Here is a 22,798-nt window from a genome sequence, read left to right as displayed (position 1 = left end):
GGTCACTAGGCCAGCTCGAGCGCCGCGGCCACAGCGACCGGATCGACCGGGATCGGCTCCACCTGCGGCATCCCGAGCAACGCCGTGTCGGGATCCTTCAGGCCGTTGCCGGTGACGGTGCACACGACCTTCAGCCCGGAATCGAGCCAGCCCTCCTTGCGGGCGGCGAGCAGACCGGCGATCGACGCGGCGGACGCCGGTTCGACGAACACGCCCTCGGTGGCGGCGACGAGCCGGTACGCCTCGAGGATCTCCTCGTCGGTGGCCGCCCGGAACGCGCCGCCGGACTCCTCCTTGGCGGTCATCGCCCCGTTCCACGACGCCGGGGCGCCGATGCGGATGGCGGTGGCGATGGTCTCGGGGTCCTTCACGGGGGCGCCGTGCACCAGCGGTGCCGCGCCCGCGGCCTGGACGCCGAGCATGCGCGGCTTGCGGGTGGTGAGGCCGTCCGCGAAGTACTCGGTGTAGCCGCGCCAGTAGGCGGTGATGTTGCCGGCGTTGCCGACGGGCAGCACGTGCACGTCGGGGGCGTCGCCGAGCGCGTCGGCGATCTCGAACGCCGCAGTCTTCTGCCCCTCGATGCGCACCGGGTTGACGGAGTTCACCAACCCGATGGTGGGGAACTCGGCGGTGGTCTTGCGGGCGAGCTCGAGACAGTCGTCGAAGTTGCCCTGGACCTGGATGATCTTCGCGCCGTACATGACCGCCTGGGCCAGCTTGCCCATCGCGATCTTGCCGTCCGGCACGAGCACCGCGCAGCCCATGCCGGCCTTGACGGCGTATGCGGCCGCGGAGGCGGAGGTGTTGCCGGTGGAGGCGCACAGCACGGCCTGCTGGCCGCGGGCGAGGGCGTCGGTGACGGCCAAGGTCATGCCGCGGTCCTTGAACGAGCCGGTCGGGTTCAGGCCCTCGACCTTCAGGTGCACCTCGCAGCCGGTCAGCTCCGACAGGTGCGCCGCGGGCAGCAGCGGGGTGCCGCCCTCGCGGAGGGTGACGGTCGTCCAGTTGTCGCCGATCGGGAGCCGGTCACGGTACGCCTCGATCAGACCCGGCCACGGGGTGTGCACGGGGGTGGCGGTGTTCTTCCGGGGCGCGCTCATTCGGCGGATCCCTCCAGTCTCAGGACGCTGGTCACAGCAATCACGGATTCGAGTTGGTCGAGCGCTGCGACGGTGTCCGACAGCGCCTTGTCGGTGGCGCAATGCGTCAGCACCACCAGGCGGGCTCCCTCGCCGGCGCCCTCCTGGCGCACGGCGGCGATGCTCACGTCCCGCTTGGCGAACTCGGCGGCCACCGCCGAGAGCACGCCGGCCCGGTCCGCGACCTGCAGGTTGACGTAGTAGCGGGTGACGATGTCGCTCATCGGGGCGATCTCGAGGTCGGCGTACCGTGATTCGCGCGGACCCCGGCCCCCGTGCACCCGGTTGCGGGCGGCCATCACGAGGTCGCCCATCACCGCGGAGGCGGTGGGCGAACCGCCGGCACCCTGGCCGTAGAACATGAGACGGCCCGATGCCTCGGCCTCGACGACGACCGCGTTGAACGCACCGTTGACGGCGGCGAGGGGATGCTCGCGCGGCACCAGGGCCGGGTAGACCCGCGCCGAGACCCGGTCCTTGCCGTCGGTGGTGATCCGCTCGCAGATGGCCAGCAGCTTGACGGTGCAGTTCAGCGCCCGCGCGGTGGTCAGGTCGGCGGCGGTGATCTTCGAGATGCCCTCGCGGTAGACGTCGCCGGCGGTGACGCGGGTGTGGAAGGCGATCGAGGCCAGGATCGCGGCCTTGGACGCGGCGTCGAAGCCCTCGACGTCGGCCGTCGGGTCGGCCTCGGCGTATCCGAGCCGGACCGCCTCGGCGAGGGTCTCGGCGTAGTCGGCGCCGGTCTCGTCCATGGCCGAGAGGATGTAGTTGGTGGTGCCGTTGACGATGCCGAGGACCCGGTTCACCTTGTCACCGGCGAGGGACTGGGTGAGGGGCCGGATGACCGGGATGGCGCCGGCGACGGCCGCCTCGAAGTACAGGTCCACGCGCTTGGCCTCGGCGGCCTCGGCGAGCTCGCCCGTGTACTCCGCGAGCAGCGCCTTGTTGGCGGTGACCACGGACTTGCCCGAGTCGAGGGCCGTGCGGACGAGCTTGCGCGGCAGTTCGATGCCGCCGATGACCTCCACCACGATGTCGACGTCGTCGCGGGCGATCAGGCCCTCGGCGTCCGTGGTGAGCAGGTCCTGCGGGATGCCGCGGTCGTCGCGGACGGTGCGCACGGCCACGCCCCGCAGCTCGAGCGGCGCGCCGATGCGCGCCTCGAGATCGGTGGCATCGTCGCGGATGATGCGCACGACCTCGGCTCCGACGGTGCCGTGCCCGAGCACAGCCACACCGATCGGGCGCTGCCCCGGTTCGTTGGTCACCGCTTCGGTCGTCACTCCGTAACCTCCAAGCTGAGCAGATCTTCCACGGTTTCCCGACGCAGGACGACGCGGGCGGCGCCGTCCTTGACCGCCACGACGGCGGGCCGGGGCAGCAGGTTGTACCTGCTGGACATCGAGTAGCAGTATGCACCGGTCGCGGCGACGGCCAACAGGTCGCCGGCTTCGAGGTCGGCGGGCATCCAGGCGTCGCGGATGACGATGTCGCCGCTCTCGCAGTGCTTGCCGACGACGCGGGACACGACGGGCTCCGCGTCGCTGGACCGTGACACCAGGCGGGCCTCGTACTCGGCCTGGTATAGGGAGGTGCGGATGTTGTCGCTCATGCCGCCGTCGACGCTGATGTAGCGGCGTGCCTGGTGAGCCCCCACCGCGACGTCCTTGATGGTGCCCACCTCGTAGAGGGTCACGGTGCCGGGGCCGGCGATCGCGCGTCCGGGCTCGACCGCGAGCGTCGGCTCGGGCAGGCCGGCGAGTGCGGACTCGGTCTGCACGATGTGCCGCAGCTTGGCGGCGAGTTCCTCCACGGGCGGCGGGTCGTCGCTGGGCACGTAGGAGATGCCGAGGCCGCCGCCGAGGTCGACGATGTTCATCTGCGCGGACTTGTCGACGCCGAATTCGTGGACGGCATCGCGCAACAGGCCGATGACCCGGTGCGCGGCGAGCTCGAACCCGTCGACGTCGAAGATCTGCGAGCCGATGTGGCTGTGCAGACCGACCAGACGCAGGTGATCGCTCGCGAACACCTTGCGGACCGCGGCCATGGCCACCCCGCCGGCCAGGGACAGCCCGAACTTCTGGTCCTCGTGCGCGGTGGAGATGAACTCGTGGGTGTGCGCCTCGACACCGACCGTGACGCGGATCAGCACGTCCTGCACGACGTCGAGTTCGCCGGCGACCGCGTCGAGCAGGTCGATCTCCGACATGGAGTCCAGGACGATGTGCCCGACGCCTGCGGCGACAGCGGTCCGCAGCTCGGCCACGGACTTGTTGTTGCCGTGCATGGCGATCTTCCCGGCCGGGAAGCCGGCGCGCAGCGCGACGGCGAGCTCACCGCCGGTCGAGACGTCGAGGGACAGGCCCTCCTGCTCGACCCAGCGCGCGATCTCGGTGCACAGGAACGCCTTCGACGCGTAGTGCACCTTCGCGTCCGGCCCGAACGCGGCCGCGATGTCCCGGCACCGGGAGCGGAAGTCGTCCTCGTCGACGACGAAGAGCGGGGTGCCGTATCTCTCCGCGAGTTCGGTGACGGGCACACCGGCGATCGTCACGACGCCGTCGTCGCCGCGCCGCGCGTTGCGGGGCCACACGTCCGGGTGCAGCAGGTTCAGCTCGCCGGCGTGCGCGGGCCGCTCGGTCAGGCCCGGTGCGTGCGGGATCTCGGCGTGCCGGGGACCGGCGGGATGCGCGTTCACATCCGCTCCGGGGCGCTCACGCCGAGCAGTCCGAGCCCGTTCGCCAGCACCTGACGGGTCGCCGCGCACAGCGCGAGCCGCGCCGCGTGCAGCGGGCCGGGCTCCTCGTCGCCCTGCGGCAGGATGCGGCAGGAGTCGTAGAAGCGGTGGTAGGTGCCGGCGAGTTCCTCGAGGTACCGCGCGACGCGGTGCGGTTCCCGCAGCTCGGCGGCCTTGGCGAGGACGCGGGGGTACTCGCCGATCGTGCGGATCAGGTCGCCCTCGCGCTCGTGGGTGAGCAGCGCCAGGTCGGCGTTCTCGGCGCCGAGACCGAGCTCGGCGGTGTTCTCGGCGCCGAGACCGAGCTCGGCGGTGTTCTCGGCGCCGAGACCGAGCTCGGCGGCGCCCCGGGCGATGGACGAGAGCCGGGCGTGCGCGTACTGGACGTAGTAGACCGGGTTCTCGTTGGTGGTGCTGGCCCACAGCTCGAGGTCGATGTCGATGCTCTGGTCCACCGACGAGCGCACCAGCGCGTAGCGGGCGGCGTCGACGCCGATCGCCTCGACGAGGTCGTCGAGGGTGATGACCGTGCCGGCGCGCTTGCTCATCTTCACGGCGACGCCGCCGCGCACGAGGTTGACCATCTGCCCGATCATCACCTCGACGGTGTCCGGATCGTCGCCGAACGCGGCGGCCGCGGCCTTGAGCCGGCCGATGTAGCCGTGGTGGTCCGCGCCGAGCATGTAGATGCACAGGTCGAAGCCGCGCGACCGCTTGTCCTGGAAGTAGGCGATGTCGCCGGCGATGTAGGCGGCGTTGCCGTCGCTCTTGATGACGACGCGGTCCTTGTCGTCGCCGAAGTCGGTGCTCTTGAGCCACCACGCGCCGTCCTGGTGATACAGGCTCCCGGAGGTCTTGAGCGTCTCGACGGCCTTCTCCACGGCGCCGGACTCGAACAGGGAGTTCTCGTGGAAGTACACATCGAAGTCGACACCGAACTCGTGCAGGGTGCGCTTGATGTGCGCGAACATCAGTTCGACGCCGATCGAGCGGAACACCTCGTGCCGCTCCTCCTCGGGCAGCGCGAGCGCGTCCGGGCGCTGCTGCAGCACGGCCTGCGCGATGTCGGCGATGTACGCGCCGGCGTAGCCGTCCTCCGGCGCGGGCTGCCCCTGCGCCGCGGCGATCAACGAGCGGGTGAACCGGTCGATCTGGGCGCCGTGGTCGTTGAAGTAGTACTCGCGGGTGACGTCGCCGGCCTGCGTGGCGAGGATCCGGCCGAGCGCATCGCCGACCGCGGCCCAGCGGGTGCCGCCGAGGTGGATCGGCCCCGTGGGGTTCGCGGACACGAACTCGAGGTTGATGCGGGTTCCGGCCAGCGCGTCCGAGTTGCCGTACGCGGCGCCCTCGGTGAGCACGTCGGCGACGATCGCGCCCTGGGCGTCGGCGGCGAGGCGGATGTTCAGGAAGCCCGGGCCGGCCACCTCGGCGGACTCGATGCCGTCGGCGGCGGTGAGGGCCTCGGCGAGCCAGCCCGCGAGTTCCCGCGGGTTGACGCCGGCCTTCTTCGCGACCTGCATCGCGACATTGGTCGCATAGTCGCCGTGCTCCGGGTTGCGCGGCCGCTCGACCGTCAGGGTCTCGGGCAGGACGGACACGTCGAGGTCGCGCTCGGCGAGCACCCTCGCAGCGGTTCCGTGGAGCAATTCGGCAAGGTCGGCAGGAGTCACGGGTCTCTATCCTATTGGCTCCGTCCCACCCGCCGTGACGCCGGTCCGGCCTGTTGTCGCGGTCACGGCCCGCCCGCCGCGGGGACGCCTGCCTGTCGCCCGCCCGTAGAGTTGACAGAGCACGCGCGGACCGAGCGTCGTGCGCCCTCTGTTGTCCATCCGTCGAAAGAGCACCCAACGATGCCCAGCGGTTCGGTAAGTGGCGGTCCCGGCAAGAAGTCCGGTGCCAAGTCTGCGAAGGCGATCAAGGCCGCCCAGAAGAAGAGCGGCGGTCGCGGCCTGCCCAAGCAGCGGCAGATTCCGTGGCTTCTGATCGGTGGCGTGGTCGCGGTGGTCGCACTGGTCGCGGTCATCGCCGCCAGCATCATCCCGAAGTACCAGGACTCCCAGGCGCTCGCGGAGTGGACGCCGTCCGAGTCGAATCAGGACCCGTCGACTGCGATCGAGGGGGTCGTGACGGTCGACTACCCCGCCGGTCAGCACATCGGGTCCACGCAGCGCGTCGCGTACGACCAGAGCCCGCCGTTCGGCGGGCCGCACGACGCGATCTGGGCCACATGCACCGGCACCGTGTACCCGGAGGCGATCCGCACCGAGAACGCCGTGCATTCGCTCGAGCACGGCGCGGTGTGGATCACGTACAACCCCGACCTGGTCGACCAGGCGGGCGTCGACGCGCTCGCGGCGAAGGTGGACGGCAAGTCCTACCTGATGATGTCGCCGTACCCGGGGCTCGACTCCCCGATCGCCCTGCAGTCGTGGGGGCATCAGCTGAAGGTGGACGCCGCCGACGACGAGCGGATCGACCACTTCATCGCGTCGCTGCGGCTGAACCGCTACGCCTACCCGGAGGTCGGCGCGAGCTGCTCCACGCTGCCCGGCTCGTACGACCCGAGCAATCCGCCCCCGTTCGATCCCTCCGCCCCCGGTCCGGACGCGGTGCCGATGGACGGCGGCACGGTGGACGGCACCGAGCAGGTGCCGGCCGACATGCAGGCCCCGGCGGGGAGCTGACGTGACGCACGATTCCGCTCCCACCACCCAGGGGACTCCCACCCCCCAGGAGACGGGCCGACGCAGGACGCTGCTGATCCTCGGTCTCGTCGCCGCCGTCGCGATCGGTTTCCTGCTCGGGTTCCTCGCCCGCATCCCGCTCGAGGACTCGCCGCCGGCGACGCCGGCCGCCGACTCCGTCGACGTGGGGTTCGCCCAGGACATGACCGTCCACCACAGCCAGGCGATCGAGATGGCCACCGTCGCGTTGACGGTGTCGGGCGACCAGCGGGTGCGCAACCTCGCGTACGACATCCTCACCACCCAGCAGAACCAGGTCGGGCAGATGCAGGGCTGGCTGTCGCTGTGGGGGCAGCCGCTGCTGCCCACGGGTGACTACATGACATGGATGACCGAGGAGTCCGGCCACGACCACGGGAGCACGAGCCACTCCGACGGCGGCGGCGCCGGCCGGATGCCCGGCATGGCGACGTCCGAGGACCTGGCGAACCTGCGCCGCGCCACCGGCCCGGAACTCGACGTGCTGTTCCTGCAGCTGATGCTGCGCCACCACGAGGGCGGGCTGCCGATGATGGAGTACGGCGCGCAGTATGCGGGCCAGCCGGCGGTGCGCACCCTGGCGCAGACGATGGTCGACACCCAGACCAGCGAGTCGGAGCTCATGACGTCGATGCTGGCGGAGCGGGGCGCGCAGCCGCTGCCGATGAACTGACCGACCGGACCCACGCGACGGGGGACGGCCCACCGGGCCGTCCCCCGTCGGTGTCTACCGTCCGGGTCCCCCGTCGGTGTCTACCGTCCGGGTCCCCCGTCGGTGTCTACCGTCCGGCCCGGCCCCACTCCCAGTCGCGGATGTCGGGCATGTCCTCCCCGTGGGTGCGGATGAACTGGTGGTGCTCGACCAGCCGGTTCTTCAGGTGCTCGCGCGCGTACGCGGAGATCGGATGCAGACGGGGCACCCGGTCGATGACGTCCATGGCGAGGTCGAACCGGTCGATCTGGTTGAGCACGCACATGTCGAACGGCGTGGTGGTGGTGCCCTCCTCCTTGTACCCGCGCACATGGATGTTGTCGTGGTTGGTGCGCCGGTACGTCAGGCGGTGGATCAGCCACGGGTAGCCGTGGTAGGCGAAGATCACCGGCTTGTCCGTGGTGAACAGCGAGTCGAATTCGCGGTCCGACAGTCCGTGCGGATGCTCGGTGTGGTCCTGCAGCCGCATCAGATCCACGACGTTCACGACGCGGATCTTCAGGTCGGGGAACCATTCGAGCAGGATCTCCACGGCGGCGAGGGTTTCCATGGTGGGCACGTCGCCGGCGCAGCCGAGCACCACGTCGGGTTCGACCCCCTTGTCGGTACCCGCCCAGTCCCAGATCCCGATTCCCTTGGTGCAGTGCACGATTGCCGCATCCATGTCGAGGTACTGCAGTTGCGGTTGCTTGCCGGCGACGATCACGTTGACGTACTGCCGGGTGCGCAGGCAGTGGTCGGCCACCGACAGCAGGGTGTTCGCGTCCGGCGGCAGGTACACGCGGATGACGTCGGCCTTCTTGTTGACCACGTGGTCGATGAAGCCCGGGTCCTGGTGCGAGAAGCCGTTGTGGTCCTGCCGCCACACGTGCGAGGTGAGCAGGTAGTTCAGCGACGGGATCGGCCGGCGCCAGTCGATGCCGTTGGTGGTGCGCAGCCACTTGGCGTGCTGGTTGAACATCGAGTCGACGATGTGGACGAAGGCCTCGTAGCAGGAGAAGAAGCCGTGCCGGCCGGTGAGCAGATAGCCCTCGAGCCAGCCCTGGCAGGTGTGCTCGGACAGGATCTCCATCACCCGCCCGTCGGGGGCGAGCCGGTCGTCGCTGGGCAGGATGCGGGCGTTCCAGGTGCGTGCGGTGGCCTCGAGGACGGCACCGAGCCGGTTGGAGTTGTTCTCGTCCGGGGAGAACACGCGGAAGGTGGTCGCGTTCTCGCGCATGACGTCGCGCAGGAAGGTGCCCAGCACGCGGGTCGATTCGACGCTGCCGGTGCCGGGTGTCTCGACGGGAACGCCGTAGTCGCGGAAGTCCGGCAACGCCAGGTCCCGCACGAGCGGTCCGCCGTTGGCTCGGGGGTTGGCGCTCATCCGCCGCTCCCCCGCCGGGTGCAGGTCGCGGACTGTGGGCACGGGGGCGCCGCTGTCGTCGAACAGTTCCTCGGGACGGTAGCTGCGCAGCCACTCCTCGAGGATCTTGCGGTGGCCGTCGCTGTTGCGGGCATCGGCGAAGGGCACCTGATGCGAGCGCCAGTAGCCCTCGACCGGGAGGCCGTCGACCTCCTTCGGCCCGGTCCACCCCTTCGGGGAGCGCAGCACGATCATCGGCCAGCGCGGCCGGTCGGTGACCCCGTCGCGGCGGGCGCGGCGCCGGATCTCGGTGATCGCGTCGAGACAGCGGTCCAGGGCCGCGGCGAACGCCTGATGCATGCGCTCGGGGTCGGCGCCCTCGACGAACACCGGATCGTGGCCGTAGCCGCGGAGCAGTTGCTCGAGCTCGTCGTGCTCGATGCGGGCGAGGACGGTCGGATTGGCGATCTTGTACCCGTTCAGGTGCAGGACGGGCAGCACGGCGCCGTCGCGGCGCGGGTCGACGAACTTCGTGGAGTGCCAGCTGGCGGCGAGCGGCCCGGTCTCGGCCTCGCCGTCGCCCACCACGGCGGCGACGATCAGGTCCGGGTTGTCGAAGGCGGCGCCGTAGGCGTGCGACAGGGCGTACCCGAGCTCGCCGCCCTCGTGGATGGACCCGGGTGTCTCGGGGGCGACGTGGCTGGGGATGCCGCCGGGGAACGAGAATTGGGTGAACAGCCGGGCCATGCCGTCCGCATCCTGGGACACGTCGGGGTAGATCTCGCTGTAGGTGCCCTCGAGCCAGGCCGCGGCGACCGGCCCGGGCCCGCCGTGGCCGGGGCCCATCACGTACATCATGTCCAGCTCGCGGGCGACGATGGCGCGGTTGAGGTGGGCGTAGACGAAGTTCAGCCCCGGCGTGGTCCCCCAGTGCCCGAGCAGCCGGGGCTTGATGTGCTCGGGACGCAGCGGCTCGCGCAGCAGCGGGTTGCCCATCAGGTAGATCTGGCCCACCGACAGGTAGTTCGCGGCTCGCCACCAGGTGTCGAGCGCGGCGAGCTCCTCGGGGCTCAGCGGTCCGGTCCGGGTTGCCGTGTCGGGTCCTGCGTCCACGTACGGTCCTCTCCTGCGGGTGCGGTGTCGTCCGGTCTCGGGTTCGAGCCTGCCCCGGGCGGGTGGCCCGCGCCGGCCGTTCCGGGGAACATTCGCCGAAGAACTCCCCTCCGAACGGGGCAGCCCGGCCCGTCGGATACCCGATGAGGGCCGGAGAAACCCCTTCCGACCAGGCGATGTGGCGTATCGCCGACAATGCGCTACGCTAACTCCCGCCCCACCGAGCAACCGGTGGAGTCCGGAACGCCCTCGTAGCTCAGGGGATAGAGCGCTTGCCTCCGGAGCAAGAAGTCGCAGGTTCGAATCCTGCCGAGGGCACCACGCCGGAACGGCCCCGCGTCGCAGTGCGACGCGGGGCCGTTCCCGTCCCGGGCGGCTATTGCGCCGGACCCTGCTGCGCCGCCGCGGTGATCGGCGCCATGTCGAAGTAGTCGCGCCAGCCGGCGATCTTTCCGTCGACGACCTCGAAGGCCCCCATCACGGGCAGTTCGACGGTCCGTCCCCCGATCGTGAAGACGTCGACACGCTCGTTGAGCACCACGGGACCGTGGACGGCCTGGTGCCGGATGCGGAAGTCGATGCCCCCGAACGAGGCGACGAACCCGGCGATGAACTCCTCGATCGCCGCGCGCCCGTGCACCGGTTCCATCGGGATGTTGTGGTAGACGGCGTCGTCGGTGAAGTAGGACGCGAGCTCGGCGGGGTCGGGATCGGCCCAGCGGCGGCAGAATTCGGTGACGAGCTCGTCGGGGGTCATGCGGTTCCTTCCGTCAGGCCCGGGCGAAGCGCGCCGGGTCGGTGCCCGGGACCCGGCGCGCCCGGCCTCGTTCGATGAGGTGCCGCACGTGCGCCGAGGCCTCGGACAGGGCCATCTGCTTGCCCGCGGGCGGGGTCTGGTCCCAGGGGCGGTACCACGTCATGCGCTCGGCAGCCTGCCACAGTGTCAGCTCCGCGTCGCCGAACGCCGCGTACAGGTCGTCGAGGCGTCGCTCGTGGTGCTCGACGAGCGCGTCGGTGCGGGCCGCGAGGTCGTCGATCGGCTGCCGGTGCGCGGGCAGGGTGCGCCGGGCCGGGAGCGTGCCGACGGCGCGCAGGGAGTCGATGAACTCGCCGAGGGCGTCGCGTTCGGGGAGGGGGAAGTCGAAGTCGCCCACGTGCGGGGTCGTGGTGGCGAGGACGTGGTCGCCGCTGAAGAGGATGTCGTGCTCCTCGATGTAGAAGCAGGCGTGGCCGGGTGTGTGCCCGGGGGTGAACACCGTGCGCAGGGTGCGGCCGGCGAGCGTGATCCGTTCGTCGGTGGCGAGCTTGCGGTCGGGATGGACGTCGGGCTTGCCGGTCGCGCGTTCCCCGTTCGCCCGGTCGAGGTAGGTGGCGATCTGGTCGTCCGGGGCGCCGGCGCGGCGCCACTGCTCGGCCTCCCACTCGGCGTTGCCGTCGCCGGAGATCATGAGCTCGAGCTGGCCGAAGTCGTCCTCGTGCATGCCGACCCAGCAGCCCGACGCCTCCCGGATCCGGCCGGTCAGACCGACGTGGTCGGGATGGAAGTGGGTGACGACGACCCCCTCGACGTCCGCGACGGAGGCGCCGACGGCGGCGAGGCCGTCCTGCAGCGCGGCCCAGGACGTGTCGTCGTTCCAGCCCACGTCGACGAGGACCAGCCCGCGCGGCGACTCCATCGCATACACCTGGGTGTCGCCGACCGGCAGGTCGCTCACCGGTACGGGGATGCGGTAGATGCCGTCGCCGATGTCGCGGGCGTGGTCCATGGGGTCCTCCGAGCTACTCGATCGTTAGCCATTCAATGAACACAAACAGTAAACTATTTGGGTTCGTGCGGCTCGATGATCGCCATGATCGAGCGGATCTCCCCCGCCGGGATGGCGAAGTGCTCGGTGACCGCCACCGTAAGGGTGCCGTCGCCGGCGTCGAGGTCGAGCAGGAACCGCGCGACGACGTTGTCGTCCCACTCGCGAAACGTCAGCTCCCGCACACGACGGATCGGACGGTACTCGGGGCCCTGCTCGAGCCGGTCGCGGATCTCGACGCCGCTGTCGCCGGTGCGCACGCCGTTCTCGACCCGCCACGCGTCGGCCGCGAGCCGCACGTGCGAGGCGTCGTGTCCGACGAGGGAGCGGATGTAGGAGCGGGCCATGGCGACGCGGGCGCTGTCGGTGGGCGCGCCGGCATGCTCGGCGATCGCGGCCATCAGGGTCGGCGCCCAGTCCGGCCGGCAGATCACCAGGTCCGGCATGTAGGGGTGGGGGCGGTTGTACTCGAGCTCGCTCCCGTCGATGCGGGCGCAGTACAGCCCCGCCGCCTGCGCCACCCCCACCGGCGCCGCGGAGTCCCACTCCCACTGCCCGCCGGCGTGCACGTAGGCGTCGACGTCGCCACGCAGCACCGCCATGGCCTTGGCCCCGGCCGAGCCCATCCGCACCACGTGGGCGCCGACGGCTCGGGCGACGTCGGCGACGAAGGCCGGCGGCCGGCTGCCGCTGACGACGATCCGGGGCCGTCGGCCGGTCAGCGGCCGCAGTTCGGCGGGACGGACGTCGGCGGTGCCGTAGACGGCACCGACGGCCGGCTGAGCGACGGCGGCGGCGGTGATGCCCCTGCCGGCCTCCCACAACGCGACGTGCACGGCCCAGTCCTCGTGGTCCGGCATGCCGTACTCCTTGGACCCGTCCAACGGGTCGACGATCCACACCCGCTTCGCGTGCACCCGCACCGGATCGTCGGCGGATTCCTCCGAGAGCACCGCGTCGCCGGGTCGCTCGGCGGCGAGCCGTTCGAGGATGTACGTGTCGGCGGCGCGGTCGCCGCGACGGCCGAGTTCGCGACCGGTGAGTGTGTCGGCCTCGGCCGCGCGGACGGTCAGCAACAGTTCGCCTGCAGCGGTGGCGATCTCGGCGGCGAGGGCGGCGTCATCGGTCATGGGGCCAACAATTCCATGACCAGCCCGGCCTGCGCGACCGGATCGCCGTCCTGCGGCCGCAGCACCAGGTCCGGCCGGGTGGGCGCCTCGTAGGGGTCGTCGATACCGGTGAACCCGGTGATCTCCCCGGCCCGGGCCCGGGCGTACATGCCCTTCGGATCGCGGGCCTCGCAGTCGGCGAGCGGGGTGTCGACGAACACCTCGAGGAACGGCAGCCCGGCCTCCCGGTGCTGCTCGCGGATCCGGTCCCGGTCGGACCGGTACGGGCTGATGAGCGCGCAGATCGTCACCAGGCCCGCGTCGGCCATCAGCTGCGCCACCGCGCCGACGCGCCGGACGTTCTCCGCGCGGTCCTGCGGCCCGAAGCCGAGGTCGGCGTTGAGGCCGTGGCGCAGGTTGTCGCCGTCGAGCCGGTAGGCCGGGACACCGGCCGCGAGCAGGCGTCGCTCGAGCGCCGCGGCGACGGTGGACTTGCCCGACGCCGACAGGCCGGTCAGCCACACCGTCGCCCCGCGCGAGAGGCGTTCGGCGCGGGTCGCCTCCGCCGCGTGCCACACGACGGGGGCGGCGGCGAGGGTGGGTCCGGTGATCATCCCGGCGGCGACGGTGCTGCCGGTCGCGTCGTCGACCAGCACGAAGCTGCCGGTGGTCCGGTTGCGCCGGTAGGGGTCGAACAGCACGGGACGGCGGGTCCGCAGCTGCACCCGTCCGATCTCGTTGAGGGTCAGCGATCGTGCCGTCCCGTCGCGGTGGAGGGTGGTGACGTCGAGCCGGTAGTCGAGCCGCACCACGTGCGCGGCGGTGGCGTTGGTGGTGTGCAGCAGGGTGTAGGTGGCGTCGGGTGCGAGACCCGGGCCCTCGGCGAGCCAGCACACCATCGCGTCGAGCTCGTGCCCGACGAGCGGGCGGTTCCCCGGGCGGCACAGCATGTCACCGCGGCCCACGTCGAGGTCGTCCTCGAGCTCGAGGCACACGGCGCTGCCCGCGAAGGCGCTCGGCACCGGGTCGCCGCCCGGTCCGTGGACGGCGCGCACACGCGTGCCGTAGCCCGAGGGCAGCACCACCACCTCGTCGCCGGGGGCGAACGCCCCGCTCGCGACGGTGCCGGCGTAGCCGCGGAAGTCGCGGTGCTTCCCGTGACCGGGGCGGAGTACGTACTGGACGGGGAAACGCGCATCGATGAGGTTGCGATCGGAGTCGACGTGCACCTGCTCCAGACGGTGCAGCAGCGAGGCGCCCTCGTACCAGGTCATGGTGGTGGTGCGCGTGACGACGTTGTCGCCGAGCAGCGCCGACACCGGCACGAACGTCAGGTCGTGGATGTCGAGTTTGGCTGCGAACGAGGAGAATTCGGCGCAGATCTCGTCGAAGCGCTGTTGCGACCAGTCGACCAGGTCCATCTTGTTGACGCACAGCACGAGGTGGGGGACGCCGAGCAGGCTGGCGAGAAAGGCGTGCCGGCGGGTCTGCTCGACGATGCCCTTGCGGGCGTCGACGAGAATGAGGGCGAGGTCGGCGGTCGAGGCGCCGGTGACCATGTTCCGGGTGTACTGCTCGTGGCCGGGGGTGTCGGCGACGACGAAGGCGCGGTGCGGGGTGCAGAAGTAGCGGTGGGCGACATCGATGGTGATGCCCTGTTCCCGCTCCGCCCGCAGCCCGTCGGTGAGCAGCGCCAGGTCGGGGGTGTCCATGCCGCGCTCGCGGCTGGTGCGGGTGACGGCGTCGAGCTGGTCCTCGGGCACGGCCTTGGAATCGTGGAGCAGCCGGCCGATCAGCGTGGACTTGCCGTCGTCGACGCTGCCGGCGGTGGCGATGCGCAGCAACCGGGTCATCAGAAGTAGCCCTCCTTCTTGCGGTCTTCCATGCCAGCCTCGGAGATGCGGTCGTCGGCGCGGGTGGCGCCGCGCTCGGTGACGCGGCTGACGGCGACCTCGGCGACCACCTCGTCGGGGGTGACGGCGGCGGATTCGACGCACCCCGTGCAGGTGGCGTCGCCCACCGTGCGGAACCGCACCAGCGCCTCGCGCGGCTCGTCGTCCGGCAGCAGGGTGAGAAACTCGTTGAGCGCCAGCAGCATTCCGTCGCGCTCGATGACGGGGCGGCGATGGGCGTAGTAGAGCGACGGCAGCTCGATGCGTTCGTCGCGGACGTAGTTCCAGACGTCGAGTTCGGTCCAGTTCGACAGCGGGAACACGCGGATGTGCTCGCCGCGGCGGTGCCGGCCGTTGTACAGCTGCCACAGTTCGGGGCGCTGCGCCTTGGGATCCCACTGACCGAACTCGTCGCGGAACGAGAACACGCGTTCCTTGGCGCGGGCCTTCTCCTCGTCGCGGCGGGCGCCGCCGAACACCGCGTCGAATCCGCCTTCGCGGATGGCGCGCAACAGCGTTCGGGTCTGCAGCCGGTTGCGGCTCGCGCGCGGACCGACGTCCTCGACGGCCCGGCCGGCGTCGATGTCGTCCTGCACCGAGGAGACGAGCAGGCGCACCCTCCGGCGGGCCGCCTCGGCGTCGCGGTAGGCGAGGACCTCGGGGAAGTTGTGGCCGGTGTCGATGTGCAGCACCGGAAACGGGATCGGCGCCGGCCAGAACGCCTTGGCCGCCACGTGCAGCATCACCGCGGAGTCCTTGCCGCCGGAGAAGAGCAGCACGGGACGTTCGAAGGTGGCCGCCACCTCCCGGAAGATGTGCACGGACTCGGCCTCGAGGGCGCGCAGCAGGGACAGTTCGTACGACGGCGTGAGGGTCATCGGGGCTCCAGCTCACGAGTGCCGGTCCAAATATGTACCGGCTCGGTCGAAAGGTTTCGCCCCGAACAATAGAACGAGTTTCAGTTCCGGGTCAACGCCTCGCGGGGTGCGAGCGAATGTATCGCCCACTCGATCAGACCGACGGCATGATCCATTCGCTCGGCCCCGGCGCCGCCACACCCGGCCGTCACCGCGCCGGGCGACGCCCACCGAGCTCGCGCGTGACGGCCTCGGCGGTGGCCACGAGCGCCGCCCCGCGCCGGGCGATCTCCCGGTTGGCCAGGGTCGCGCCCACGTGGAGAGTGAGCACCACCGACTGCCGCCCGTCCGCGTCGTAAGCGGGGGCGGCGAGCAGGTTCACCGGATGCTCGGCGTCGACCGGTTCCGCCCCGGTCAGCAGCACCCGCTCCCCCAGGCTGGACACCATCTCCCCCAGCAGTTCGCGCAGCTCGGACGGCAGGTCGTGCGCCGCGACGCCCGCCATGAGCGCGTGCAACCGCCGCCCGCCCGCGGTGAGCGACTCGACCAGATATCCCGCGGTGCGGCACTCGTCGACCACGTCCCGCAGGCGGTCCCGGTCCAGCCGCACCGGAAGCGTCGGCTCGCGCGCAAGCCACTGCTCGAGCCGCTCGTCGGAGTCCCACAGCACGTACATCAGGCCCACCGGCGGCGCGAACGGATAGACCTCTCCCACCCGCGCCCCGACCCCGTCCGGATCGGCCCCGGCGACGTCGAGGACCGCGATACGGTCGCCCACCACCGCCGACGCGGCGCAGGTGGCGCCGAACTCGGCGCCGAGCGCGGCCAGGTGCCGGTGGGTGACGGGACCGACGGCGAAGCCGCGCTGCGCGGCACGGCCCGCGACGATCAGCGCGGGACCGAGGCCGTACGTCCTGTCGGCGGGATGGCGCATCAGGTAGCCGGCCTCGGTCAGGGCGGTCAGGATCCCCAGGCACGTGGGCTTGCTCATGCCCAGCCGGCGCGCCAGCTCGGAGAGCCCGAACCGGGTCTCCGGGTGCGCGACCAGGTGGTCCAGGACCTGCACGACCCGCTCGGTCGGCGGCGAACGCCGAGCGGACGACGTCGCGGCGGCCTCGGTCATTGACGCCTCCTTGGAACACGTTCTATCGTCGCTGCACCGAGAGCCTACCGCACCGGTACATATTTGAACCGCAAGGAGATCGTGTGCTCACCGATCCGCTCACATCCGCCATCGCCGAGGCCGAGAAGCTCGTCGCGACGGCGCCGCACATCCGCACCGAGCAGGACCTGATCGAGGGGTACCGCTACCTCGCCGGCGGAATCACCGCCTGCGTCCACTCGGCATGGGCGGCCGAGGGCGCCCACCCCACGTTCGTCACCGGCACCGGGCCCTACACGAAGATGGGACTCGACAACCCCGACACCCTCTACTTCGGGGCGCGCATCCGCGACGACGCCGAGTACGTCGTCACCGGCCGCCGCGGCACCACCTGCGACCTGAGCTTCCAGGTGCTCGCCGGCAACTACACCGACGCCGAGGTGCCCGGCAACGTCACCGCGTTCGACGACCGCGAGCTGCGCATCGCCGACGACGGCACCTTCGAGGCCCGGTTCGGTCCCGGACCTGCCGACCCCGGGAACAACTACTTCACCCTCGCCCCCGGCTCGTCCCAGCTCGTCGTCCGGGAGGTCTACAGCGACTGGTCCCAGCGGCGCGGCACCCTGCGCATCGACCGGGTCGACGCGCTCGGCACGCCGCCGCCCGAGCCGACGCAGGACGACGCCGCCGCTCGCTACCGGCGGGCCGGGCGCGCCCTCGTGTCCCGAGTGCGGACGTGGCTGCAGTTCCCGCAGTGGTTCTACCTCGACCTTCCGGTCAACACGGTCACCGAGCCGCGGCCGACGCCCGGTGGCCTGGCCACCCAGTACTCGTCCGTCGGGCACTTCGACCTGCGCGACGACGAGGCGATGATCCTCACCGTCCCCGCCTCCGACGCGCCGTACCAGGGCTTCCAGCTGGGCAGCCTCTGGTACATCTCGCTCGACTACATCCACCACCAGACGTCGCTGAACAACACACAGGCCCAGGTCGATCCGGACGGGATGATCCGCATGGTCGTCTCCGCCCGCAATCCCGGCGTCGCCAACTGGGTCGAGACCCTGGGCCGCAGCCGCGGGTTCCTGCAGTTCCGCTGGCAGCGCCTCTCCCGCGGCCTCACGACCGCGGACGGCCCGACGGCCCGGGTGGTCCCGTTCGACGACCTGGCCGCGGCACTGCCGTTCCTCGACCACAACCGGGTCACGCCCCAGCAGTGGTCCGCGCGGATCGCCGCCCGCCAGACCGCGATCGCCGACCGGATGCTCGGGTGAGCGCCGTGACCACCCCGAGCCCCCTGCTCGCCGGACAGACCGTCGTGGTCAGCGGCGTCGGGCCCGGGCTCGGCCGCACCCTTGCGGTGCGGTGCGCCGAGCACGGCGCCGACGTCGTGCTCGCCGCCCGCACCGCCGCCCGCCTCGAGGACGTCGCGGCCGAGATCACCGCCCTGGGCCGGCGCGCCCTGTCCGTCCCGACCGACATCACCGACACCGGCTCCGCGTCCCGGCTGGTCGAGACGGCCCTCCGCGAGTTCGGCCGGGTCGACACCCTGGTCAACAACGCCTTCTCGGTTCCATCAATGAAACCGTTGGCACGCACCGACTTCCAGCACATCCGCGACAGCGTGGAACTCACCGTCCTCGGCGCGCTGCGCCTGACCCAACTGTTCACCGAGGCCCTGACCGAGACGAAGGGCTCGGTGGTGAACATCAATTCGATGGTGCTGCGACATTCGCAGGAGCGCTACGGCAGCTACAAACTGGCCAAGTCGGCTCTGCTCGCGATGTCACAGTCCCTCGCCACCGAGCTCGGCCCTCACGGTATCCGAGTCAATTCCGTTGCCCCAGGCTATATCTGGGGAGAAACCCTGAAGGCGTACTTCGAGCACCAGGCAGAGAAGTACGGCACCACCGTCGAACAGATCTACCAGCACACCGCGGCGGGCACCGACCTCAAACGCCTGCCCACCACCGAGGAGGTGGCCGACGCCGTGATCTTCCTCGCCTCCCCGCTGGCACGGGCCGTCACCGGCCAGTGCCTGGACGTGAACTGCGGCGAATACCACCACTGACCAGCCGTGCGCGTTTTCGGTAGCCGGCGCTACCAGAAGCGCGCACAGGGAAGGGAGATCCATGAGTGAACGCACCAGCGTCGGCACCGTCGAGGACCTGCACGCCTCCGCGACGCGGCTGACCGGCCTGACCGACTTCGGCGACGACGACTACACCGACGCCCTCGGCGTCCTCCTCGACTCGTATGCGCGCGACGAACACCTCACCCCGCTCGGCAGCAAGATGTCGCGGGTGTTCCTGCGCGGCGCCCTCGTCGCGCGGCTGCTGAGCGAGTCGGCCTGGCGCGCCCACCCCGAGCACGCCGACGTGGCGATCGAACGGCCGATCTTCGTCACCGGCCTCCCCCGCACCGGCACCACCGCGCTGCACCGCCTGCTCACCGCCGATCCCGGCCACCAGGGACTCGAGATGTGGCTGACCGAGCTGCCGCAGCCCCGGCCGCCGCGCGAGACGTGGGCCGGGAACCCGGCGTTCGCGGCCATCGAGGCCGGGTTCGCGCAGCACCACGTCGAGCACCCGGAGTTCATGGGTGTGCACTACATGTCCGCCGGCGAGGTCGAGGAGTGCTGGCAGCTGCTGCGGCAGTCCTTCCGATCGGTGTCCTACGAATGCCTCGCGCACCTGCCCACCTACTCGCGCTGGCTCGCGCGGCAGGACTGGACCGGCGCGTACGCCCGGCACCGCCGGAACCTGCAGCTGATCGGGCTGCCCGACGCCGGCAAGCGCTGGGTCCTGAAGAACCCGAGCCACCTGTTCGCACTCGACGAACTGCTCACCGTCTACCCCGACGCGCTCATCGTCGTGACCCACCGCGACCCGCGCATCGTGATCCCGTCGGTGTGCAGCCTGGCCGCGCACGCCACCGACGGCTGGTCGCACACCTTCCGGGGCGCGAGCATCGGGCGCAGCCAGCTCGACCTGTGGGCACGCGGGCTCGACACGTTCACCGCGGCACGGAGCCGGCACCACCCGGATCGGTTCGTCGACGTGGACTACCGCGACTTCGTCGCCGATCCCCTCGGCACGGTCGGCGCGATCTACGACCGGTTCGGCATCCCGCTCACCGCCGGCGCCGAACAGGCGATGGCCGCGCTGCACGCCGAGAGCCGCAGCGGGGATCGCCGGCCGGCGCACCGCTACCGGCTCGAGGACTTCGGTCTGAGCGACGCCGAGGTGGACGAGCGGTTCCCGGACTACGCCTGTCGCTGACCCGCGACGACCGCCGCGGCGGCGAGGACGTCGAGCAGCGGGAACAGCGCGGCGGCGATGAGATCCCCGGTCTCGACGAACGCCTGCTCGGACAGGCCGATCGGGTCGGGGATGTTCGGGGTGCGGGCCGCGCCGCTGGGATCCCGGCAGGCGTCGAGCCGGGCGATGGTCTCCGCCCCGGTGACGGTCGCGATGCGGTGTGCCTCGGTGAGGGTGAACGACTTCGCCGCGGCGCCGGCGATCAGGCCGGCGACCCGGTCGCGCTGCTCCTCGCTCATGGTCAGGACCAGGTCGGCGCCCTCGACCATCGTCGCGGTCACCCGGCGGGCGCGGAAGTCGCTCGCCTCGGCGCCGAGACCGGCGATGACCGCCGCCGCCCGGGGTTCGACGGGATACCCGACCAGGGCCCGGGTGCCCGCGCTCTCGGCGGTCAGATCGGCCCACCCCGATTCGCACGCGTAGGCCCGCGTCAGCCGCTCCGCGATCACGGACCGGCAGACGTTGCCGCTGCAGACGAACAGGATGTGCACGCGCGCACTCTAGCCGCCGCGAATCGGGCAGCGGGCCCGCACTTTTGGGCGACGCCCGGTGTTCACGGGACGTTGGCCCGGCCGTTGCGTGTCGTTCACCCTCGGCGGCCGGTTCGCGGGCCGCCCCGGCGGGGTCCGGATGCCGTGTCCGCGTCACCTCGATGCGGCGCCACATGGGATGATCGACGTATGCCCGCACCCCTACCGCTCGATCCGATCGCCGAGGCCCACCGCCAGTGGACGGCCCACGGCTGGGGTGAGGTCGCGGACGGCATGGCCGCGGTGACCTCCGTGATGCGCGCGCAGCAGATCATGATGGCGCGGGTCGAGGAGGTCCTCAAACCGTTCGGGCTCACGTTCGCCCGGTACGAACTGCTGACCCTGCTGCACTTCACCAGGACCGGGGCGCTGCCCATGGCGAAGGCCAGCGCCCGGCTGCAGGTCCACCCCACCAGCGTCACCAATGCCGTGGACCGGCTCGAGACCGCCGGGCTCGTGCGCCGCACCCCGCACCCGAGCGACCGTCGCGCCACGCTGGTCGAACTGACCGACGAGGGCCGGGCGCTGGCCGTCGAGACCACCGAGAAGCTCAACGCCGAGGTGTTCGCCCGGCCCGGCGTGCCCGACGACCAGCTCGAGACGCTGCTGCGGATCCTGGCCGGCCTGCGCCGCGACGCCGGCGACTTCGACACCGGAGGCGATCCCACCAGGTGGTGACACGGATCGGGGCCGTCCCGCACGATGCGGAACGGCCCCGGTCGAGGACGACGATCAGGCGTGCTTGAACTCCGGCGCGCGCTTCTCGACGAACGCGGCCATGCCTTCCTTCTGGTCGGCGGTGGCGAACGTCGAGTGGAACACCCGCCGCTCGAACTTCACGCCCTCGGCGAGGGTGGTCTCGAAGGACCGGTTGACCGCTTCCTTGGCCATCATCGCGACGGGCAGCGACATCGACGCCACCGTGGTCGCGGCCTCGAGCGCCACGTCGAACAGTTCCGCGGCCGGCACGATGCGCGACACCAGGCCCGCGCGCTCGGCCTCCTCGGCGTCCATGTTCCGGCCGGTCAGGCACATGTCCATCGCCTTGGCCTTGCCCACGGCGCGGGTGAGCCGCTGCGAGCCGCCGATGCCGGGGATGACGCCGAGCTTGATCTCGGGCTGGCCGAACTTGGCGGTGTCCGCGGCGATGATGAAGTCGCACAGCATGGCCAGTTCGCAGCCGCCGCCGAGGGCGTACCCGGAGACGGCGGCGATGATCGGCTTGCGGGCCGAGGAGAGCCGATCCCACTGCGAGAACAGGTCTTCCGCGTACACCTCGGAGAACGTCTTCGGCGCCATCTCCTTGATGTCCGCGCCCGCGGCGAACGCCTTCTCGGAGCCGGTGAGCAGGATGGCGCCGATACCGGCATCCGCCTCGAGCTCCTCGACGGCCGCCACCACCTCACGCATCAGTTGGCTGTTGAGGGCGTTGAGCGCCTTGGGCCGGTTCAGCGTGATGATGCCGACGCGGTCCTTGCGGTCGAGCAGGATCGTCTCGAAGTCCGTCACTGGGTTTCCTGTTCTGTCGAGCGGTTGCGGATCTCGGTGATGATGGCCGAGAAGTCCAGTCCGCCGCCACCCGACTCGTTGAAGCGGTGGTAGATCTCCGCGGCCCGCAGCCCCAGCTCGGCGTCGACGCCGTTGGCGCGCAACGCGTTCGCGGCCAGACCGAGGTCCTTGTCCATGAGCGCGGCGGCGAACCCGGGCTGGTAGTCGTTGTTGGCGGGGGTGGTGGGCACCGGCCCGGGCACCGGGCAGTTGCTGGTCAGCGCCCAGCACTGGCCGGAGGCGTTGGACGCGACGTCGAAGAGGGCCTGGTTGGTCAGTCCGAGCTTCTCGCCGAGCACGAAGGCCTCGCTGATGGCGATCATCGACACGCCGAGGATCATGTTGTTGCAGATCTTGGCGGCCTGGCCGACGCCGGACCCGCCGCAGTGCACGACCTTGCGGCCCATCACCTCGAGCAGCGGCTTTGCGGCTTCGAAGTCCTCCTCCGACCCGCCGACCATGAAGGCGAGGGTGCCGCCGGCCGCGCCGGCCACGCCGCCGGAGACGGGCGCGTCGATGGCGCGGTGCCCGGCCTGCACGGCCTTCTCGTGGGCGGCGCGCGCGTCGGCGACGTCGATGGTGGAGCTGTCGACGAACAGCGTGTTCGGCCGGGCGGCCGGCAGGACCTCGTCGTACAGCTTCAGCACGAGGGCGCCGTTGGGCAGCATCGTGATCACGACGTCGGCCTCGCGGACCGCGTCGGTCGCGGACTCGGAGATCGTGAGGCCGTCGGCGCGGCCCTGTTCCTGGGCCGCCGGCACCGGGTCGAAACCGGTGACCGGGTAGCCGGCCTTGACGAGGTTCGCGGCCATCGGCCCGCCCATGTGGCCGAGACCGAGGAAGGCGACGTTCGGCAGTGTGCTCAT

General features: G+C 71.1%; 20 protein-coding genes and 1 tRNA gene. 7 read left to right on the top strand and 14 right to left on the bottom strand.

The genetic code is table 11. The annotated features are described in order from the left end of the window. Positions 1-5: 5 nt before the first annotated feature. Genes thrC through argS form a run of 4 tightly spaced genes read right to left on the bottom strand, consistent with a single transcriptional unit; the run spans position 6 to position 5,549 of the window. The gene (gene thrC, locus ACWPOB_RS24065) at positions 6-1,100 is read right to left on the bottom strand and encodes a threonine synthase (RefSeq protein ID WP_100056640.1); all 1,095 of its coding nucleotides are present in this window, start codon (positions 1,098-1,100) and stop codon (positions 6-8) included. After that, complete coding sequence (locus ACWPOB_RS24060) at positions 1,097-2,422, bottom strand: homoserine dehydrogenase (protein WP_455402358.1); 1,326 nt, start codon at positions 2,420-2,422, stop codon at positions 1,097-1,099. The genes thrC and ACWPOB_RS24060 overlap by 4 nt, the downstream gene beginning before the upstream one ends. Then, entirely contained in the window at positions 2,419-3,840 is a 1,422-nt protein-coding gene (lysA, locus tag ACWPOB_RS24055; RefSeq protein ID WP_455402357.1) for a diaminopimelate decarboxylase, read from the bottom strand. Before lysA ends, ACWPOB_RS24060 begins: the two co-directional genes overlap by 4 nt. Beyond that, entirely contained in the window at positions 3,837-5,549 is a 1,713-nt protein-coding gene (gene argS / locus ACWPOB_RS24050) for an arginine--tRNA ligase (RefSeq protein WP_455402356.1), read from the bottom strand. Before argS ends, lysA begins: the two co-directional genes overlap by 4 nt. 180 nt (positions 5,550-5,729) lie before the next feature. Between argS and ACWPOB_RS24045 the strand changes: the two genes are divergently transcribed. Together ACWPOB_RS24045 and ACWPOB_RS24040 are read left to right on the top strand one after the other, a co-directional pair. Further along, positions 5,730-6,563, top strand: a complete 834-nt coding sequence (locus ACWPOB_RS24045) for a DUF3105 domain-containing protein (protein ID WP_100056642.1) — start codon at positions 5,730-5,732, stop codon at positions 6,561-6,563. Between the two features lies 1 nt (position 6,564). Further along, entirely contained in the window at positions 6,565-7,275 is a 711-nt protein-coding gene (locus ACWPOB_RS24040; protein ID WP_100056643.1) for a DUF305 domain-containing protein, read from the top strand. A 106-nt stretch (positions 7,276-7,381) separates the two neighbouring features. Here the strand turns inward: ACWPOB_RS24040 and ACWPOB_RS24035 are convergent, their stop codons facing one another. Then, the gene (locus ACWPOB_RS24035) at positions 7,382-9,772 is read right to left on the bottom strand and encodes a phosphoketolase family protein (RefSeq protein WP_455402355.1); all 2,391 of its coding nucleotides are present in this window, start codon (positions 9,770-9,772) and stop codon (positions 7,382-7,384) included. 245 nt (positions 9,773-10,017) lie between these two features. Between ACWPOB_RS24035 and ACWPOB_RS24030 the strand changes: the two genes are divergently transcribed. Continuing rightward, positions 10,018-10,093: transfer RNA gene (locus ACWPOB_RS24030), tRNA-Arg, on the top strand. 55 nt (positions 10,094-10,148) lie between these two features. Here the strand turns inward: ACWPOB_RS24030 and ACWPOB_RS24025 are convergent. The 6 genes from ACWPOB_RS24025 to ACWPOB_RS24000 all read right to left on the bottom strand — a co-directional run bounded on the left by ACWPOB_RS24025 (position 10,149) and on the right by ACWPOB_RS24000 (position 16,558). Then, positions 10,149-10,529 (bottom strand): limonene-1,2-epoxide hydrolase family protein, encoded by a 381-nt coding sequence (locus ACWPOB_RS24025; protein WP_455402354.1) that lies wholly within the window; start codon positions 10,527-10,529, stop codon positions 10,149-10,151. 13 nt (positions 10,530-10,542) lie between these two features. After that, positions 10,543-11,538, bottom strand: coding sequence for an MBL fold metallo-hydrolase (locus ACWPOB_RS24020; RefSeq protein WP_455402353.1), 996 nt, complete (start codon positions 11,536-11,538; stop codon positions 10,543-10,545). A gap of 53 nt (positions 11,539-11,591) precedes the next feature. Then, entirely contained in the window at positions 11,592-12,707 is a 1,116-nt protein-coding gene (locus tag ACWPOB_RS24015) for a 3'(2'),5'-bisphosphate nucleotidase CysQ (RefSeq protein WP_455402352.1), read from the bottom strand. Then, positions 12,704-14,539, bottom strand: coding sequence for an adenylyl-sulfate kinase (gene cysC / locus ACWPOB_RS24010; RefSeq protein WP_100058084.1), 1,836 nt, complete (start codon positions 14,537-14,539; stop codon positions 12,704-12,706). The genes ACWPOB_RS24015 and cysC overlap by 4 nt, the downstream gene beginning before the upstream one ends. Next, a complete protein-coding gene (cysD, locus tag ACWPOB_RS24005; protein ID WP_455402351.1) occupies positions 14,539-15,456 on the bottom strand; it encodes a sulfate adenylyltransferase subunit CysD in 918 nt (305 codons plus the stop codon). The genes cysC and cysD overlap by 1 nt, the downstream gene beginning before the upstream one ends. 187 nt (positions 15,457-15,643) lie before the next feature. Next, positions 15,644-16,558 (bottom strand): IclR family transcriptional regulator, encoded by a 915-nt coding sequence (locus tag ACWPOB_RS24000; protein ID WP_100058082.1) that lies wholly within the window; start codon positions 16,556-16,558, stop codon positions 15,644-15,646. Positions 16,559-16,641: 83 nt separating this feature from the next. On the opposite strand from ACWPOB_RS24000, the gene ACWPOB_RS23995 reads away from it, so the two are divergent. The 3 genes from ACWPOB_RS23995 to ACWPOB_RS23985 all read left to right on the top strand — a co-directional run bounded on the left by ACWPOB_RS23995 (position 16,642) and on the right by ACWPOB_RS23985 (position 19,815). Then, complete coding sequence (locus ACWPOB_RS23995) at positions 16,642-17,808, top strand: hypothetical protein (RefSeq protein ID WP_455402350.1); 1,167 nt, start codon at positions 16,642-16,644, stop codon at positions 17,806-17,808. Continuing rightward, entirely contained in the window at positions 17,805-18,605 is an 801-nt protein-coding gene (locus ACWPOB_RS23990) for an SDR family oxidoreductase (protein WP_455402349.1), read from the top strand. Before ACWPOB_RS23995 ends, ACWPOB_RS23990 begins: the two co-directional genes overlap by 4 nt. Before the next feature lie 61 nt (positions 18,606-18,666). Next, positions 18,667-19,815, top strand: coding sequence for a sulfotransferase family protein (locus tag ACWPOB_RS23985; RefSeq protein ID WP_455402348.1), 1,149 nt, complete (start codon positions 18,667-18,669; stop codon positions 19,813-19,815). On the opposite strand, the gene ACWPOB_RS23980 is transcribed toward ACWPOB_RS23985, so the two are convergent. Further along, positions 19,800-20,345, bottom strand: a complete 546-nt coding sequence (locus ACWPOB_RS23980) for an arsenate reductase/protein-tyrosine-phosphatase family protein (RefSeq protein WP_455402347.1) — start codon at positions 20,343-20,345, stop codon at positions 19,800-19,802. The two genes, ACWPOB_RS23985 and ACWPOB_RS23980, sit on opposite strands and share 16 nt — an antisense overlap. Before the next feature lie 189 nt (positions 20,346-20,534). On the opposite strand from ACWPOB_RS23980, the gene ACWPOB_RS23975 reads away from it, so the two are divergent. After that, positions 20,535-21,062: a MarR family winged helix-turn-helix transcriptional regulator gene (locus ACWPOB_RS23975; protein WP_006940181.1), complete on the top strand. Its 528-nt coding sequence runs from the start codon at positions 20,535-20,537 to the stop codon at positions 21,060-21,062. A gap of 54 nt (positions 21,063-21,116) precedes the next feature. On the opposite strand, the gene ACWPOB_RS23970 is transcribed toward ACWPOB_RS23975, so the two are convergent. Both ACWPOB_RS23970 and mmsB read right to left on the bottom strand, forming a co-directional pair. Continuing rightward, positions 21,117-21,893, bottom strand: coding sequence for an enoyl-CoA hydratase (locus tag ACWPOB_RS23970; protein WP_100057108.1), 777 nt, complete (start codon positions 21,891-21,893; stop codon positions 21,117-21,119). Beyond that, positions 21,890-22,798, bottom strand: a complete 909-nt coding sequence (gene mmsB, locus ACWPOB_RS23965; RefSeq protein WP_455402346.1) for a 3-hydroxyisobutyrate dehydrogenase — start codon at positions 22,796-22,798, stop codon at positions 21,890-21,892. The genes ACWPOB_RS23970 and mmsB overlap by 4 nt, the downstream gene beginning before the upstream one ends.

The sequence above is a fragment of the Rhodococcus sp. 2H158 genome, from assembly GCF_053764755.1.
Note: the sequence above shows the minus strand (reverse complement) of the source record. Positions and strands in the feature narration are given on the sequence as shown.

Excerpts from the sequence above, each read along its gene's own strand:
- thrC (WP_100056640.1), bottom strand. The coding sequence starts at position 1,100 with ATGAGCGCGCCCCGGAAGAACACCGCCACCCCCGTGCACACCCCGTGG.
- ACWPOB_RS24045 (WP_100056642.1), top strand. The coding sequence starts at position 5,730 with ATGCCCAGCGGTTCGGTAAGTGGCGGTCCCGGCAAGAAGTCCGGTGCC.
- ACWPOB_RS24025 (WP_455402354.1), bottom strand. The coding sequence starts at position 10,529 with ATGACCCCCGACGAGCTCGTCACCGAATTCTGCCGCCGCTGGGCCGAT.
- ACWPOB_RS24020 (WP_455402353.1), bottom strand. The coding sequence starts at position 11,538 with ATGGACCACGCCCGCGACATCGGCGACGGCATCTACCGCATCCCCGTA.
- ACWPOB_RS24015 (WP_455402352.1), bottom strand. The coding sequence starts at position 12,707 with ATGACCGATGACGCCGCCCTCGCCGCCGAGATCGCCACCGCTGCAGGC.
- cysC (WP_100058084.1), bottom strand. The coding sequence starts at position 14,539 with ATGACCCGGTTGCTGCGCATCGCCACCGCCGGCAGCGTCGACGACGGC.
- cysD (WP_455402351.1), bottom strand. The coding sequence starts at position 15,456 with ATGACCCTCACGCCGTCGTACGAACTGTCCCTGCTGCGCGCCCTCGAG.
- ACWPOB_RS24000 (WP_100058082.1), bottom strand. The coding sequence starts at position 16,558 with ATGACCGAGGCCGCCGCGACGTCGTCCGCTCGGCGTTCGCCGCCGACC.
- ACWPOB_RS23985 (WP_455402348.1), top strand. The coding sequence starts at position 18,667 with ATGAGTGAACGCACCAGCGTCGGCACCGTCGAGGACCTGCACGCCTCC.
- ACWPOB_RS23975 (WP_006940181.1), top strand. The coding sequence starts at position 20,535 with ATGCCCGCACCCCTACCGCTCGATCCGATCGCCGAGGCCCACCGCCAG.
- mmsB (WP_455402346.1), bottom strand. The coding sequence starts at position 22,798 with ATGAGCACACTGCCGAACGTCGCCTTCCTCGGTCTCGGCCACATGGGC.